This window comes from Devosia sp. A449 (assembly GCF_054489375.1).
The window spans coordinates 601,645-617,756 of sequence record NZ_JBTMWU010000002.1; the positions used below are offsets into that span (position 1 = coordinate 601,645).

14 protein-coding genes and 1 tRNA gene are annotated in these 16,112 nt (G+C 62.8%); 11 read left to right on the top strand and 4 right to left on the bottom strand.

The window, feature by feature from the left end:
* The first annotated feature begins 183 nt into the window (after window positions 1-183).
* The 4 genes from ACX3OW_RS08775 (at window position 184) to ACX3OW_RS08790 (ending at window position 4,395) form a co-directional block, all read left to right on the top strand.
* The gene (locus ACX3OW_RS08775) at window positions 184-507 is read left to right on the top strand and encodes a hypothetical protein (protein WP_459095369.1); all 324 of its coding nucleotides are present in this window, start codon (window positions 184-186) and stop codon (window positions 505-507) included.
* Window positions 508-1,246: 739 nt separating this feature from the next.
* Window positions 1,247-2,767, top strand: a complete 1,521-nt coding sequence (locus tag ACX3OW_RS08780; protein ID WP_459095370.1) for an ABC-F family ATP-binding cassette domain-containing protein — start codon at window positions 1,247-1,249, stop codon at window positions 2,765-2,767.
* Window positions 2,768-2,940: 173 nt separating this feature from the next.
* The gene (locus tag ACX3OW_RS08785) at window positions 2,941-3,585 is read left to right on the top strand and encodes a PilZ domain-containing protein (RefSeq protein WP_459095371.1); all 645 of its coding nucleotides are present in this window, start codon (window positions 2,941-2,943) and stop codon (window positions 3,583-3,585) included.
* 123 nt (window positions 3,586-3,708) lie between these two features.
* Window positions 3,709-4,395 (top strand): PilZ domain-containing protein, encoded by a 687-nt coding sequence (locus tag ACX3OW_RS08790; protein WP_459095372.1) that lies wholly within the window; start codon window positions 3,709-3,711, stop codon window positions 4,393-4,395.
* Between the two features lie 49 nt (window positions 4,396-4,444).
* Here ACX3OW_RS08790 and glnA read toward each other — a convergent pair whose 3' ends face one another.
* Window positions 4,445-5,854, bottom strand: a complete 1,410-nt coding sequence (gene glnA / locus ACX3OW_RS08795) for a type I glutamate--ammonia ligase (protein WP_459095373.1) — start codon at window positions 5,852-5,854, stop codon at window positions 4,445-4,447.
* Window positions 5,855-5,919: 65 nt separating this feature from the next.
* Window positions 5,920-6,258, bottom strand: coding sequence for a P-II family nitrogen regulator (locus tag ACX3OW_RS08800; RefSeq protein ID WP_459095374.1), 339 nt, complete (start codon window positions 6,256-6,258; stop codon window positions 5,920-5,922).
* Between the two features lie 350 nt (window positions 6,259-6,608).
* Between ACX3OW_RS08800 and ACX3OW_RS08805 the strand changes: the two genes are divergently transcribed.
* From ACX3OW_RS08805 to ACX3OW_RS08815, 3 genes are all read left to right on the top strand, one after another.
* Window positions 6,609-6,693 (top strand) — tRNA-Leu (locus ACX3OW_RS08805).
* A gap of 46 nt (window positions 6,694-6,739) precedes the next feature.
* Complete coding sequence (tig, locus tag ACX3OW_RS08810; protein WP_459095375.1) at window positions 6,740-8,119, top strand: trigger factor; 1,380 nt, start codon at window positions 6,740-6,742, stop codon at window positions 8,117-8,119.
* A gap of 83 nt (window positions 8,120-8,202) precedes the next feature.
* A complete protein-coding gene (locus tag ACX3OW_RS08815) occupies window positions 8,203-9,675 on the top strand; it encodes an NAD(P)H-hydrate epimerase (RefSeq protein WP_459095376.1) in 1,473 nt (490 codons plus the stop codon).
* A 49-nt stretch (window positions 9,676-9,724) separates the two neighbouring features.
* On the opposite strand, the gene ACX3OW_RS08820 is transcribed toward ACX3OW_RS08815, so the two are convergent.
* Window positions 9,725-10,981 carry a cytochrome P450 gene (locus tag ACX3OW_RS08820; RefSeq protein WP_459095377.1) on the bottom strand — a complete coding sequence of 419 codons (1,257 nt, stop codon included), beginning with the start codon at window positions 10,979-10,981 and terminating at the stop codon, window positions 9,725-9,727.
* Between the two features lie 127 nt (window positions 10,982-11,108).
* On the opposite strand from ACX3OW_RS08820, the gene ACX3OW_RS08825 reads away from it, so the two are divergent.
* The 3 genes from ACX3OW_RS08825 to clpX all read left to right on the top strand — a co-directional run bounded on the left by ACX3OW_RS08825 (window position 11,109) and on the right by clpX (window position 13,680).
* Window positions 11,109-11,339 carry a hypothetical protein gene (locus tag ACX3OW_RS08825; protein ID WP_459095378.1) on the top strand — a complete coding sequence of 77 codons (231 nt, stop codon included), beginning with the start codon at window positions 11,109-11,111 and terminating at the stop codon, window positions 11,337-11,339.
* A 260-nt stretch (window positions 11,340-11,599) separates the two neighbouring features.
* Entirely contained in the window at window positions 11,600-12,229 is a 630-nt protein-coding gene (locus ACX3OW_RS08830; protein ID WP_459095379.1) for an ATP-dependent Clp protease proteolytic subunit, read from the top strand.
* 173 nt (window positions 12,230-12,402) lie between these two features.
* Entirely contained in the window at window positions 12,403-13,680 is a 1,278-nt protein-coding gene (gene clpX / locus ACX3OW_RS08835; protein ID WP_459095380.1) for an ATP-dependent Clp protease ATP-binding subunit ClpX, read from the top strand.
* Window positions 13,681-13,748: 68 nt separating this feature from the next.
* Here clpX and ACX3OW_RS08840 read toward each other — a convergent pair whose 3' ends face one another.
* Complete coding sequence (locus ACX3OW_RS08840; RefSeq protein WP_459095381.1) at window positions 13,749-14,831, bottom strand: citrate synthase/methylcitrate synthase; 1,083 nt, start codon at window positions 14,829-14,831, stop codon at window positions 13,749-13,751.
* 78 nt (window positions 14,832-14,909) lie between these two features.
* Here ACX3OW_RS08840 and ACX3OW_RS08845 point away from each other — a divergent pair, with 78 nt between their 5' ends.
* Entirely contained in the window at window positions 14,910-16,037 is a 1,128-nt protein-coding gene (locus tag ACX3OW_RS08845; protein WP_459095482.1) for a citrate synthase, read from the top strand.
* The last annotated feature ends 75 nt before the right edge of the window (window positions 16,038-16,112 follow it).

Sequence of the window (16,112 nt, forward strand, 5' to 3'; positions counted from 1 at the left end):
TTCCATTAGTGCCCGAATCAGGCGTTTTCGCCTTCTAGCATATCTCAACCACAGGCCAGCGCTGGAACCCGTTGCCGCGCCGCGCTTTGTCCACAAACTGAACGCCAGATGAACAAGCGATTGCGCTGCGGTTCAAGCGCATGCGCTAATCTGGGCGATCGCATCAGGACATCGAGGCCCGCCATGACCAGATTTATCGCTATCGCACTGACTGCGCTGCTGCTGGGCGCTGGTATCGCCGCGCCGGCCCAGGCGCAGTCGGTTGGTTTCGGCTTCTTCTTCGGCGATGAGGAATCCGATTTCTTTCCCGAGCTCATCACCTGCATGAGTGATTATCAGGTGCGCCAGGCCGTCGCCGCGCGCGGCTACAGCAATATCTACCTGAACGTCATGACCGACAAGCACGTCCAGGTCCGCGCCACCCGCGGCGACTGGGTCTATCTGCTCGACTTCAATTACTGCACCGGCCGCATCGAAGACCGCAGCGAGCTGCGCCCCGCGCGGTAAGGGGAGGGCACCAATTTGCTAACCAACTCGATGTCATCCCGGCCCTGAGCCGGGACCCATCCTGAGATCCATTCATCGGCACTATCTCGGGATGGGCCCCGGCTTTCGCCGGGGTGACGCGGAGGGTGGGGCGTCATCGTAGCAAGATGCTGCTTCTCGCCACCCGTTCTTGCCCCTCTCTCCCATCTCCGGACAATTCCGTCCCAAGATCGGGCGCCCGGTTTACGTTCCGTTTGCTTCTTGAAAGCACTTTCTTAAAGCCGCGCTGCTAAAACCACAGTCATACGGTCTTTTGTCTGGAGTTGCCGTATGCGAGCCGATCGGGATCCTAGTTCTGCGTATCCGGTCCCCGCCGGCTCGATTGTCTTCGGTGTTTGGCCGCATGCCGGATCTGGTTTTGTGTACCGGCTGGCCAAGCTCACCGCCCCGCGTTCCGGGGTCGTCGCGTTGATGGCGGCGCTGTTCTATCTCGTCTGATCAGTTGATTGATTTTTGCCGACCGCGTTGTTATTGGTGAAGCACGCCAATCGACAACCGGGGAGGGCGCGTTGACACTGCTATATCCGCACCACACCCGTGGCCCTGTTTTCGCCCTGTGGCACCAGCTGCAGGGCTGACCGGTCGGTACGGACGTCTTTGCTGTCTTTCCATCTGGTTTGCCCTTCGTGGCGGTCATTGACCGCCTTCTGACGGCATTGGCGCTCGCCCTGCGAGCCGCCTGCACCAGTGAGACAACATCATGGGCTCCATCAGCCTCCGCAACGCCGGCCTCGTGGCTCTCGAAACCCTGTTTTCCAACCTCAATTTCGTCATCGGCGATGGCGACCGCGTCGGGCTCGTTGCCGGCAATGGCCGGGGCAAGACCACCTTGCTGCGCTCCATGGCCGGGCAGGGCGAACTGACCGCTGGCGATATCGTGCGCTCGCGCGGCCTCACCGTCGGCTATGTCGAGCAGGACATGCCCGCCGCCAGCATGGGCCTGACACTCTATGACGCGGTGCTGCAGGCGCTGCCGCCCAGCGAGCGCGACAGCGACAGCTGGCGCGTCGATGTGGTGCTCGATGAGTTCGAAACCCCGGCCGAGATGCGTAACCGGAAGCTGGCCGAGTTGAGCGGCGGCTGGCAGCGCATCGCCCTGATTGCCCGCTGCTGGGTGCTGCAACCCGATGCGCTGCTGCTCGACGAGCCGACCAATCATCTCGATCTGGGCAAGCTGTTCCAGCTGGAAAACTGGCTCAATCAGGCGGCCCGCAATATGCCGGTGGTCATCGCCAGCCATGACCGGCAATTTCTCGACGCCACCACTAACCGCACCCTGTTCCTGCGCCCCGACGCCAGTCACTACTTCGCCTTGCCCTACAGCAAAGCCCGCCTGGCGCTGGCTGAACTGGACGAAGCCGCCGAGGCCAAACGCGAAAAAGACCTCAAGGAGGTCAGCCGGCTGCGCAAGCAGGCTGCCAAGCTGACCAATGTCGGCATCAACTCCGGCAGTGACCTGCTGGTGGTGAAATCGAAATATCTGCGCGAGCGTGCCGCAAAAATCGAAAACGCCGTGTTGGCGCTGCATCAGGAGCGCAGCGGCGAGATCAAGCTCGGCAATAGCGGCGCCCAGGCCCGGGTCATGCTGGCCATCGAAAATGTCGATGTCACCAGCCCGGTCGGCGACAAATTATTCCGCATCGACAAGCTGCATGTGTTCCAGGGCGACCGGCTGGTCATCCTCGGCCGCAACGGCACCGGCAAATCGCAATTCATCGGCCTCATCCACCACGCCATGACCGGGACCGCCACGCCGGGCATTCGCGTCAGCCCGCAAATCGTCCCCGGCTATGTCGATCAGGCCATGAGTTTCCTGCCGACACGGGAATCGCCGCTCGGCTACATCACCAGCCGCTTCGATCAGGGCGACCAGCGCAGCAAGAGCCTGCTCGCCGCGGCCGGCTTCCCGGTGGAAAAACAGGAGCGGCCGATCGCCGAACTCTCCTTCGGCCAACGCACCAGATTGGGGCTGCTGGCGATCCGGTTGCAGGAGCCAAACTTCTACCTGCTGGACGAGCCGACCAACCATGTCGACATTCCCGGCCAGGAGCGTTTGGAGCAAGAAATCCACCAGCATGCTGCCAGCGCGATCTTGGTCTCGCATGACCGCAGTTTTGTCCGGGGCCTGGGTAGTCGCTTCTTCCTGATCGAGAACCGCCGCCTCAAGGAAGTCGATGGTCCTGAAGCACATTTCGCCGCCATGGCCAGCGAAGCGGGGTGACCGGCGCGGCGCTGGCGAGCGCCGTTTGCCGCTCCGCTAGCGCCTTGCTAACCATGCAGCAGAAACCCGCTTTCTTGTTCCGTGATGCACAAAACTCGCCGTTAAATCGGGAGAAGTCCTTAAGACCTGCCTCATAGGTTTCGTTCCGGTTGGGAACAAATGGATGAGGGACCATGTTTCGCAGCGACGACAATGGCGGCTTGCCGTCGCCATCTCATTTCGCCTGGCATGACGTCCGGTTCATCGGCGCCGTGGCCGGGCGCTATACGCTGTCAGAGCGTCGCGTTGGGGAGAATGGCAAAATCCCTGTCTATGCCTGCCGGCTATGCTCGGTCTCGACGCGGCTGTCGGTGGTGGTCGCGCCGGTGGTCGGCGCCGAGGGCGAGTCGATTACGGCGCATTTCGACGAGTTCGGCATTTTGCGCGGCCGCATCAGCCGCAAGCTGCCCTCAGGCTTCGTCATGGACCTCATTCTCAGCGATGCCGAGCGGAACCGGCTGGGCGGCAAGATCGTCTGGCAGAAGAAGCGCGCCATCGAGCAGGTCCCCGACAAACGCGAGCATAAGCGCATCCCGCCGCGCGACCCCCGTACCACGCTCACCCTGGGCGACGGCTCGCAGCTGCCGTGTTTCGTCATCGATATCTCCCAGTCCGGCGTTGCCGTTTCGGCCGAAATCTGGCCGGGCCTGGGCACGCCGATGGCCATCGGCAAGCTGGTGGGCCGGGTGGTGCGCTATCTCGATGTGGGGTTTGCGCTGCGGTTTATCCAGTTGCAGGAGCTGGATCAGCTCGAAGTCCTGATGGCGCCACCGACCTGATCACCCACCTAGCAGGATGAAGTTTTGCTTACTGACATCGGGAAATCTGCTGTCAGTCGGTGAACGGGGTTTTTAGGGCCGCCCGCTAGGGTCTGCGCCACATGCGATGATTGGAATTGCGTCATGCCTGAGCTGGAAGCCGTAAGCAGTGTCACCAATATCAGCACCGTAGCGGGCCGCTATGTGCTCGATGATCAACCCAGCCATCCCGGCGTCAATGTGTTCGCCTGCCGCCTGCGCGCCATCTCGACCACGGACTTCGTGATTGCCGCGCCGGTGATCGGTCCGGTCGGCGCCATGGTGACGGCCAGCTTTGCCCCGTTCGGCACTTTGCAGGGGCGCGTGTCGCGGCTGGTCGCCGATGGTTTCGCGGTGACGCTCGCCGCTTCCGATCATGATGCGCTGGCCGAGCGCATCGAGGCGTTTCGCCACAAGCCCTGGTCTGGCATCGCCGAGAAGCGTGGCGAGGAGCGCCTGATGCCGGCCGAGCCGCGCTCGGTGCTCATTCTGGAAGACGGCACGGTGCTGCCGTGCCTCGTCGTCGATTATTCCGCCTCCGGCGCTGCGATTTCGGCGGATACAGATCCCCAGATCGGCGCGCGGGTTACCGTTGGTCATGTCGCGGCCAGCGTGGTGCGGCCGTTCGAGGTCGGCTTTGCCGTCCATTTCGATACGCCGCAGCCGGCCGACGAGATCGAATTCATGCTCGAAGCGCCCGAGGAATGGCGCAAGGCGGTGGCGGTGCTGACACCGGTCCACATCGACACCTCCGAGCCCGGCGATAGTGACGAAGGCTACGGTTACGACTAGCAAGAAAAAGGGCCCCTCGCGGGGCCCTTCGCATTTCTACCAATCGGGCTTAGGCCGAATAGTACATTTCGTATTCGACCGGATGCGGGGTCTGCTCGAACTTGATGACTTCGCCCATCTTCAGCTCGATATAGCTGCTGATCTGGTCGTTATCGAACACGCCCCCGGTGAGCAGGAACTCGCGGTCCTTGTCCAAGGCATCCAGTGCTTCGCGCAGCGAGCCGCAGACGTGAGGGATCTGCATCAGCTCCTGGCGCGGCAGCTCGTACAGATCCTTGTCCATTGGATCGCCGGGGTGGATCTTGTTCTTGATGCCGTCGAGGCCGGCCATCAGCATGGCGGCAAACGACAGATAGGGGTTGGCCAGCGGATCGGGGAAGCGGATTTCGATGCGCTTGGACTTCGGCGACTGGCCGAAGGGAATGCGGCACGAAGCCGAGCGGTTGCGGGCCGAATAGGCCAGCAGCACCGGGGCTTCAAAGCCGGGCACCAGACGCTTGTAGCTATTGGTGGTCGGGTTGGAGAAGGCGTTGATCGCTTTGGCGTGCTTGATGATGCCGCCAATGTAATACAGCGCTTCCATGCTGAGGCCGGCATACTGGTCGCCGGCGAACAGCGGCTTGCCGTCCTTCCAGATCGACTGGTGGCAATGCATGCCGGAGCCGTTATCGCCGAAGATCGGCTTGGGCATGAAGGTCGCGGTCTTGCCATAGGCGTTGGCGACCTGATGGATGACATACTTATAGATCTGTACGTCGTCGGCAGCCTTGATCATCGGCGCGAACTTGATGCCGAGTTCATGCTGGGCCGAGGCCACTTCGTGGTGGTGCTTTTCCACGACCACGCCCATTTCGGCCATCGCCGCCAGCATTTCGCCACGGATGTCCTGGGCGCTATCCAGCGGCGGCACCGGGAAATAGCCCTTCTTCAGGCCGATATGGTGGCCGTTATTGCCGGATTCATAGGCGGTGTCGTTGTTGGACGGCAGTTCGGGATGGTCGACCTCGAAGCCGACCTTGAACGGGGTGTTGGAGTATTTGACGTCGTCGAACAGGAAGAATTCGGGTTCGGCGCCGAACACGATGGTGTCGCCGATACCGGTGCTGCGCAGATAGGCTTCGGCCTTCTTGGCGGTGGTGCGCGGATCGCGGCTATAGGGCTGGTAGGTGAGGGGCTCGAGAATGTCGCAGTTCACCACCATGGTCGAGGCGCTGAAGAACGGGTCCATATAGGCCGATGTCGGATCGGGCATCAGCACCATGTCGGACTCGTTGATGGCCTTCCAGCCGCCAATCGAGGAGCCGTCAAACATCGTGCCTTCTTCGAACAGGTCTTCGTCGACGATGGAAACGTCGAGCGTGACGTGCTGCAGCTTGCCGCGCGGGTCGGTAAAGCGCAGGTCGAGATACTTGATGTTCTCGTCTTTGATGCGCTTGAGGAGATCAGCTCCGGTGGTCATTTAGGTATTCCCCTGTCTAAATCTGTCTGTTGTTGATTGACGGCGAGCCGCGCGGGTGGAGGGCCCTAGAGCGCGTCGTCGCCGAATTCGCCGGTGCGGATACGGATGGCCTGTTCGATCGAATAGACGAAAATCTTGCCGTCACCGATGCGACCGGTTTGCGCGGCATTGCGGATCGCTTCGATGGCTTTGTCGACCAATTCGTCGGAACAGACGACTTCCACCTTCACCTTGGGCAGGAAGTCCACGACATATTCGGCGCCGCGATAGAGTTCAGTATGGCCCTTTTGGCGGCCAAAACCCTTGGCTTCGGTCACGGTAATGCCCTGCAGGCCAACCTCCTGCAGCGCTTCCTTGACCTCGTCGAGCTTGAACGGCTTTACGATAGCCTCGATTTTTTTCATTTTTGAGCCTCCACGTGCCGCTTACGGCGGATACCGCCAACCCGTATGCACGGGGCGTGCCACGTTGCTGGCCAACAAAAAATGCTTGATCGTAGAATGGCTTAGCGCCGCAATCTCACCGCGCTAGCGGGAGCGACAAAAGTCTTCTCGATCAAAACAGTGGCAGTATGCACAAAGTTTGGGCAGGTGCCAGCAGCGTCGCCGCAGCGGTGGTAAAAATGCGTCACCGGAGCGACTTGGAGCCGATCTGCCATTGCAGATGCGCATTCCCGGCAAATCGGCACTCTAGGCTTTGACTGGCTTTCCGTCTTCATATAGATGCAACCCCAACCCGGCCAACGGGTCCTTTAGCGGGCGTGGCGGAACTGGCAGACGCACTGGATTTAGGTTCCAGCGCCGCAAGGCGTGGAGGTTCGACCCCTCTCGCCCGCACCAAATAGGGACTAGGCCCTACGATCAATGAAGACGGGACATAAACCGAATGCAGGTTACCGAAACCCTCAATGAAGGCCTGAAGCGCAAGCTGAGCGTCACCATTCCGGCCACCGACCTCAACACGCGTCTCGACGCCAAGCTCGAAGAGCTTAAGGGCCAGGCCAACATCAAGGGCTTCCGTCCTGGTAAGGTGCCGCTGTCTTACATCCGTAAGCAGTTTGGTCGTTCGGCCATGTCCGAAGTGATGACCGACGCGATCAACTCGTCCGTGTCCTCGACGCTGGACGAGCGCAAGGAGCGCGCTGCCGCCCAGCCCAAGGTTGACCTGCCCGAAGATCAGACCGTCATCAATGACGTGCTGGACGGCAAGGCCGACCTAGCGTTTGAAGTCGAATATGAAGTTCTGCCGCCGGTCGAGTTGATGAAGCTTGAAGGCGTCAAGCTGACCAAGCCGGTGATCGAGATCACCGAAGAAGAGATCACCGCCGAAGTGAACCGCGTGTTCGCCCAGAACCGTGGCTACACCGACAAGGGTGACGAAGGCGTCGTCGAGACCGGCGACCGTCTCGGCCTGTCGTTTGTCGGCAAGATCAAGGGCAAGCCCTTCGATGGCGGTACCTCCGATCACGCTCACCTCACCGTTGGTGCGGGTGAATTCATCCCGGGCTTCGAAGAGCAGCTCGTTGGCATGAAGAAGGGCGAGACGCGCGAGATCGACGTCACCTTCCCCAAGGATTACCAGAGCGAAGAACTGGCCGGCAAAAAGGCCCAGTTTGAAGTCACCATCCTGCATGTCGACGGCCCGAATGCCGGCGAGCTGGATGACGAGTTCGCCAAGCGTCTCGGCGTCGAAAACCTCGCTGCCATGCGCGAAGCGGTCAAGACCCAGATGGAAGCCGCTCTCGCCTCCATGAGCCGCCAGCACATGAAGCGCCAGATTCTCGATGCGCTTGATGATGGTCACAAGTTTGACGTTCCGGCCCAACTGGTCGAAGCCGAATTCGCCACCATCTGGCAACGCGTCGAGCACGAAGTGCAGAGCCATGGCCGGTCCTTCGAAGATGAAGGCACCACCGAGGAAGCCGCTCGCGAGCAGTACCGCAAGATCGCCGAGCGCCGCGTGCGCCTGGGTCTGGTGGTCGCCGAGATCGGCAACCAGAACGACGTGAACGTGACCGACGAAGAGCACCAGCAGGCGCTGATCGCCGAAGTCCGTCGCTTCCCCGGCCAGGAACAGCAGGTTTACGACTACTACCGCAAGAACACGCAGGCCCTCGCTGGCCTCCGCGCTCCGGTGTTCGAGAACAAGGTCGTCGATTTTGTCGCCGAAAAGGGCGAGATCACCGAAGCCAAGATGAGCCGCGAAGAACTCGCCAAGCTGATCCAGGCCGACGAGGACGACGTCCCCGAAGAGCACCACCACTAAGGTGTTCTGCCGCTGAATTTGAAGCCGCCCAGAAATGGGCGGCTTTTTGTTTTGTGCTGCCTGAGCCTGTTGAGAGTGTCCCCATGACCACCGCCCCCGCCGATATCCTGCTTACGCCCCGCCAGATGAGCGAGGCCGACCGTCTGGCCGTGCAGGGCGGCGTCAAGTCGCTCAAGCTGATGGAGGCCGCCGGCAAGGCCGTCGCCGAGGCGATCACCGAGCATTATTATCAGCGCTCGGTGCTGGTGCTATGCGGGTCCGGCAACAATGGCGGCGATGGCTTCGTGGTGGCGCGCCTGCTCAAGCAGAAGGGCTGGCCGGTACAATTGCGCCTGCTTGGCCCCCGCGAAGCGCTCAAGGGCGATGCAGCGGCCATGGCCGAGCAGTGGAGCGGTCGCATCGAGGCGCCAAGCCCCAGCGATCTTGAAAGCGCCGATCTGGTGATCGACGCGCTGCTCGGGGCCGGGCTCGACCGCGATGTGGATGGCGAACTCGCCACCATGATCGAGGCAGTCAATGCCAGCGCGCGCCCGGTGGTCAGCATCGACGTGCCCAGCGGCATTGATGGCGCCACCGGCGCCGTGCGCGGCACCGCCATCATCGCCGATATGACCGTCACCTTCTTCCGACTCAAGCCGGGCCATCTGCTGCAGCCGGGTCGTGACCGCTGCGGCGAGGTGGTGCTGGCCGAAATCGGCATCCCCGAAGCCGTGCTGGAGCCGATTGCTGCTACCGCCTGGCAGAACACGCCCAATCTGTGGGCCCTGCCGGTGCCCAGTAATGCCGGCAACAAGTTCCATCGCGGCCACTGCCTTGTCGTCTCCGGTGGCCCGCTGAACACCGGCGCGGCGCGCCTGGCCGCCATGGCTGCTTTCCGCGTCGGTTGCGGGCTGGTGTCGCTGGCGGGCTCAGAGGCGGCGCTGATGGTCCATGCGGCCCATGTCACCGCCATCATGCTCAAGCCCGCCGCTGACGCCCCGGCGCTGACGGAATTGCTGTCCGACAAGCGCATCAACGCTGTGGTCATCGGTCCGGCCGGCGGCGTTGGCGAGGCCACCCGCAACAATGTGCTGGCCGTTTTGGCCTCCGGCGCCGCCACCATGCTCGATGCCGACGCGCTGACCAGCTTCGCTGACGATTCCGCCACCCTGTTTGCCGACATCAAGGCCAGCGCCGCTCCGGTGGTAATGACCCCGCATGAGGGCGAATTCCAGCGCCTGTTCGGCGACGTTCCCGGCGGAAAGCTGGAAAAGGCCCGCGCCGCCGCTGCCCATTCCGGCGCCATTATCGTGCTCAAGGGCAGCGACACGGTGATTGCCAGCCCCGATGGCCGCGCCGCCATCAACGCCAATGCGCCGGCATGGCTCGGCACCGCCGGCTCCGGCGACGTGCTAGCCGGCATGATCGCCGGACTGATGGGGCAGGGCATGTCGGGCTGGTCCGCCGCCTGCGCCGGCGTCTGGCTGCACGCGGAAGCCGCTAACCGGTTTGGTGGCCCGGGCCTCGTCAGCGAGGATTTGCCGCTGCTGGTGCCGGGGGTGCTGGCGAGTTTGTAAGGGCCTCGGGGGCGCTCAAGCCCGAGGGTGATGCGTGGTGGTTGGGTTGCTACCGCCAGCGCACCATCAGCCGCTCCAGCCCATGGAAATGATACACGTCGTTATACCGCGGCTCTTCCGCCAGTCGCAGCTTCGGCAGGCGTCGGAACAATTCTCCCAACGCCACCTGGAGTTCGATCCGCGCCAGCGGGGCGCCGATGCAGAAGTGGATGCCTGCGCCAAAACTCACATTGGCGCCGTCGCTGCGGAACGGGTCAAAGCGATTGGCCTGGGCGAAGCGGGCCGGGTCACGATTGGCGGCGCCCAGTAACAGCCCCACCACATCGCCCTTGCGCAGTGAAATCCCTTCATATTCAAGATCTTCCAGCGCATAGCGGGTAAACATGTGCAGCGGCGCGTCGAAGCGCAGGCATTCTTCCACGGTTGCCGCTGTCTGCGTTTCGTTGGTAAAAAGCGTAACCGGATCGATACCGCTTTCGAGGATGGATTTGACGCCATTGCCGGTGGTGTGCACCGTCGCCTCATGGCCGGCATTGAGCAGCAGGATGGCGGTGGACATCACCTCTTCGTCGCTCAGCCGGTCGCCGCCGCGATCCGAAGTCAGCATGTGGCTGAGCAGGTCTTCGCGCGGCTGGCGGCGGCGTTCGGCGATCACCACGCGCAGAAAATCCATGAAATCGCTCGATGCCTGATTGGCATCCAGCTCGGTGTCATGGCTCACCCCGAACATATACATGGCCACCATGCGGTTGGACCAATTGAGCAATTGCGGGGCGCTGTCGGCCGGCAGTCCGATCATCTCGGCGATGATGATGGCCGGGAGCGGGGCTGCGAAAGCCTTGATCAGGTCGACGCTGTCATCATTCTCAAAGCCGTCGATGATCTCGTTGGCGAGCCTGACGATGCGCGGCCGCAATTGCTCGACATGGCGTGACACGAAGGCCCGGTTCACCAGCGTACGCAGTCGCGTATGGGACGGCGGCTCCAGATTGAGCAGGGAGTGCTTCTCGGTCAGGTCGAAGGCGGGGGTGTGCGGTTTGGGCGCGGGCATGCCCAGCTCTTCGCGGCTTGCCACATGCAGGATTTCGCGGCCAAACCGCTTGTCGCGGAGCAGGGCGCTGACCTGTTTGAAGCCGGCAAAGCACCAATGCCCATACTGGTCCCAGAAGAAACTGGGGTTGCTCGCATGCAACTGGTCATAGAACGCATAGGGGTTCTGGTAGAATGCCTGGTCGCGCGGTTCGGCGCTGGCGCGACGGTTTTCGGGCACGTCGGTGATGGGCTTGAGCTGAACGATGGCGGCCATGGGCGATGCAAAACCGGACTGAAAAACAACGTCCGACATTACGAGGTCACAAAGCCATTGCAATCGGCCGCTTGCCCTCCCGCCAAAAATCGCTAGTGGAAGGGCAACGAGCCAAGGAGTGCCCCAAGTGAGCGACCTCACCCTGAGCCAAGCCATCGACAACATCTACGCCTCGATCAAGAACGATAACGAGGATCTGGACGCCCATATCGCCGCGCTCAAGGCCGCCATGGCCCGCGAAGGCGCCAAGGAAGCCGTGTTCGAGCCGACCAAGCTGGCCCAGTCCAATCGCCAGGGCCGCAAGATCATGCAGTCCTACTTCAAGAAGAAGGGCGTGGCGGTCAGCTTCTCAGCTTAGGGGATCGCGTGGGCTGCTGCCCGCGCCCATTCACCCTTCCGTCAGATCGGCGACCCCGGCTATTGAAGCAGGCCCCATTGCCGCCTATCTGTGGCTTTACCGCCCATTAAGGCGAACTAGTCTGCTATCGACCGTCGCGTTGATTCGAAATTCGGCATGATTCCAACGCTCCGACATAGGCGTTCGGACCGGGGTCATGTTCCATTCTGTACGATAACTGCTGGCCAGGTCCGCGACACGGCACAGCGAAGGGGCATCACATGCGGGATCCGCACGATATTTACATGAATACGCTCGTGCCCATGGTGGTCGAGCAGTCCAATCGGGGCGAGCGCGCTTTCGACATTTACTCGCGCCTGCTGCGCGAGCGCATCATTTTCGTCACCGGTGTGGTCGAAGACAACATGGCTTCGCTCATCGTGGCGCAGCTGCTGTTCCTCGAATCGGAGAACCCGAAAAAGGAAATCGCGCTCTACATCAACTCGCCCGGTGGCGTCGTCACCTCCGGCCTGTCGATTTATGACACGATGCAGTTCATCCGTCCGGCCGTCGCCACCATGGTGATGGGGCAGGCGGCGTCGATGGGTTCGCTCCTGCTGGCCGCTGGCGAGCCGGGCATGCGTACCAGTCTGCCGAACTCGCGCATCATGGTCCACCAGCCTTCCGGCGGCTATCAGGGTCAGGTCACTGACATCATGATTCATGCCAAGGAAGTCGAGGGTTTGAAGCGTCGTCTTAATCAGATCTATGAGAAGCACACTGGCCGTACATACGAGGAAATCGAGCGGGCTCTCGAGCGCGATAATTTCCTCTCGCCGGAGGAAGCCAAGGCGTTCGGTCTCATCGACAGCGTCTATGAAAAGCGCATCGTGCCGGACGCTGCCAGCTGATTGGCCTGCGTTAAGCACATTGCCGATGCGCCGTGGACTGTGATCCGCGCGCAATTGCACCAAGCCGGATCGGTCTTTAGGATCGTTCCGGCTTAGACTTTGTTTATGCCTTCAGCGTTACCGTTCACGATAGCGCTGAATTTTGGGGGCACTCTGCTCCCGGGAGTGACAGGATGTCCAAAGAGACAACGAACGGCGAAACCTCCAAGAACACGCTTTATTGCTCGTTCTGCGGGAAATCCCAGCATGAGGTTCGCAAGCTGATCGCCGGTCCGACCGTGTTCATCTGTGATGAGTGCGTCGAGCTGTGCATGGACATCATCCGCGAAGAGAACAAGACCTCGATGGTCAAGTCCTCCGATGGCGTGCCGACACCAGCAGAAATCTGCAAGGTGCTCGACGATTACGTCATCGGTCAGTACCGCGCCAAGCGTGTGCTGTCCGTGGCCGTCCACAACCACTACAAGCGTCTGCACCACTCGTCCAAGAACCAGGATATCGAACTCTCCAAGTCGAATATCCTGCTGATCGGGCCGACCGGTTCGGGCAAGACGTTGCTGGCTCAGACGCTGGCGCGCATTCTTGATGTGCCTTTTACCATGGCCGACGCGACCACCCTCACCGAGGCTGGCTATGTCGGTGAGGATGTCGAAAACATCATCCTCAAGCTGCTCCAGGCGGCAGACTACAACGTGGAAAAGGCGCAGCGCGGCATCGTCTATATCGACGAAGTCGACAAGATTTCCCGCAAGTCCGACAACCCGTCCATCACCCGCGATGTGTCGGGCGAAGGCGTGCAGCAGGCTCTGCTCAAGATCATGGAAGGCACCGTGGCCTCGGTTCCCCCGCAAGGTGGACGGAAGCACCCGCAGCAGGAATTCCTGCAGGTGGACACGACCAATATCCTGTTCATCTGCGGCGGTGCCTTTGCGGGGCTCGAAAAGATCATCTCGGCGCGTGGCGAAGGTTCAGGTATCGGCTTTGCCGCGACCGTGAAGGACCCCAATGATCGTCGCGTCGGTCAGATTCTTGCCGATGTCGCTCCCGAAGATCTGGTCCGTTTCGGCCTGATCCCGGAATTCATCGGCCGTCTGCCGGTGCTGGCGACCCTGGAAGATCTCGACATCGCGGCGCTGATCGAAATCCTGACCGCGCCGAAGAACGCTCTGGTGCGTCAGTACCAGCGGCTGTTCCAGATGGAAGAAGTCGAACTGACCTTCCACGAGGACGCTCTCAAGGCGATCGCCGAGAAGGCCATCGAACGCAAGACCGGCGCGCGCGGCCTGCGCTCGATCATGGAAGCCATCCTGCTCGACACCATGTACGACCTGCCTTCGCTTGAAGGCGTTGAGGAAGTGGTGATCAGCGAGGAAGTGGTGCGGGGCAAGGACATCCGTCCGCTCTACATCTATTCCGAACGCAAAAAGGAAGACATCCCCGCGGGGGCATGATCGACTTGCGATAGAATTGAAAATGCCGGGCCCTTGGGTCCGGCATTTTTGTTTGTGGGGGAGCCGCGTTAGGCCGCAGCCTGCGGCCGGGGTCCCACATAGACCGACATCGGGCGGATCAGCCGGCCGTCCAGCGCCTGTTCGCTGGCATGGGCGATCCAGCCACTCACCCGACCGGCGGCGAAGACGCAGGTAAAGGCGTCGCGGGGAAAGCCGAGGGCTTCGAGCAGCAGCGCGGTGTAAAATTCCACATTGGTTTCCAACGGCCGGTCCGGCTTTTTGCGCCGCAGCAGATCGAGCGCGGCCTGTTCCACGGCTTCGGCCAGGGCGAGGCGCGTCGGTTCGATAGCGCCGGATGCCGCCAGCCGCCGCACGGCGCTCTTGAGCGCGTCGGCGCGGGGATCGCGGACGCGATAGATGCGGTGGCCGAACCCCATCAGCCGCTCCCCGCGCGCCAGCGCATCGTCCAGCCAGGCGGCGGCATCGTTGGGCTGACCGACGCCGTCGAGCATATCCAGCACCGGGCCGGGCGCCCCGCCATGCAGCGGCCCCTTGAGTGCGCTCAATGCGGCCAGAACCGCTGACGCCAGCCCCGCCTGGGTCGAGGCGACCACGCGGGCGGCGAAGGTGGAGGCGTTCAGCCCGTGGTCGGCCACGGTCACCAGATAGCAGTCGAGCGCGGCAACCTGCTCCGGGCTGGGCATGGCGCCATGCAGCATGCGCAGGAAATCGGCGGCATGCGGCAGGGTAGCGTCCGGCGCGATCGGGGACAGCCCCTGCCGCAGCCGTAGCAGGGCCGCGGTGAACACTGCCGGCGCCGCCAGCAGGGGCAGCGCAATTGCCATGTCATCGCCATCGGGCAGGCGAGCCATCAGCGCCCGCAGGGCGTCCACCGGCGGCAGGGCGACCAGCGCGGCATCAGCAGTCGCCACATGGGCGAACAGGCCCGCCCTGGCCGCGCCTAGCGCCGCCGGCAGGTCGGCGGGCAGTGTCAGGAAGCCATCGAGCAGCAGGCGCACCACGTCCTCATAGGCGCTGCCCGCCACCAGCTCGTCCAGCGACACCCCGCGCACGATCAGCCGACCATGGGCGCCATCCACGTCCGACAGCACCGTTTCGGCGGCCACCACGTTTTCCAGACCACTCTTCATCACACTCTCCTTTGGCTGTTGTTGCAGCATTCAGGCGTGCTAACATTGACGTCAATCTTGACCATTTGGATCAATGTCATGGACTGGCTGACCGCCACCGAAGCGCTGGCGCTGCTCGGCACCCAGCCGCAGACCCTCTATGCCAATGTCAGCCGAGGCCGCATCAAGGCCCGGTCGGACCCGGCCGATAGTCGCCGCAGCCTCTATCGCGGCGATGACGTGCGACGGCTGGCGCAGCGTGGCGCGGGCCGGCGCCAGCAATCCGCCGTGGCGGTGGCGACGATGCATTGGGGCGAGCCGGTGCTGCAGTCGGCAATTTCCACCGTCGTTGAGGGTCGTCTGCTCTATCGCGGCCGCGATGCGGTCGAGCTGGCGGCCACGGCAACGCTGGAAGAAATCGCCGCGCTACTGTGGGACGCGGCTCCGCTCGGCCAGTTGCCAGCGGCCGCTGCCGGCGACGCCAGCATCGGGGCGGCGTTTGCCGCGCTGGCCGGTCGCGCCGCTATCGATCCACCCAGCCTGGGGCGGTCGCCTGCCGTCCTGCAGCAGGAGGCGGCTGCCATCCTGTCCATCGTCGGCGCTGCGCTGACCGCCAGTCCGTCTGGGGCTGACCCGCTCCATACGCGGCTGGCCGCAAGCTGGGGCTGCCCGGCGGCGGCGGATACGCTGCGCCGCACCCTGGTGCTGCTGGCCGACCACGAACTCAACGCCTCGACCTTTGCCGCCTGTGTCACCGCTTCAACCGGGGCTTCACTGGCAGCGGCAACGCTGTCGGGGCTGGCGGCGCTGACCGGGCCGCTGCATGGCAGCGCGGCCACCGCTGTGCTCGCTCTGGCTGATGACGCGGCGCGCGACGGCGCCGAAGCCGCGGTCATGGCGCGGCTGGGGCAGGGCATGCCGGTCCCGGCTTTCGGCCATCCGCTCTATCCCGATGGCGATACCAGGGCGCAGCATCTGCTGGCGCAAATGCCGGTGCCGCCGCTGTTCGCCGCGCTGGCCGAGGCAGGCGAGCGGATCACCGGCGATCGCCCCAATATCGACTTTGCCCTCGCCGCGCTGACCGTAACTCATGGCCTGCCGCGTCAGGCGCCCTTGCTGATCTTCGCCCTGTCACGCTGCGCCGGCTGGCTGGCGCATGCGCAGGAGCAGGCCGCCAGTGGCGAGCTGATCCGGCCCAGGGCGCGCTTTGTCGGGGGCCGGACATGAGGGGGCAATGGGGCCCAAACCGGCGGCAAAGCTTGACAATACCATGCTCGAGCGGGCTTCATGCCGGGCTGGGAG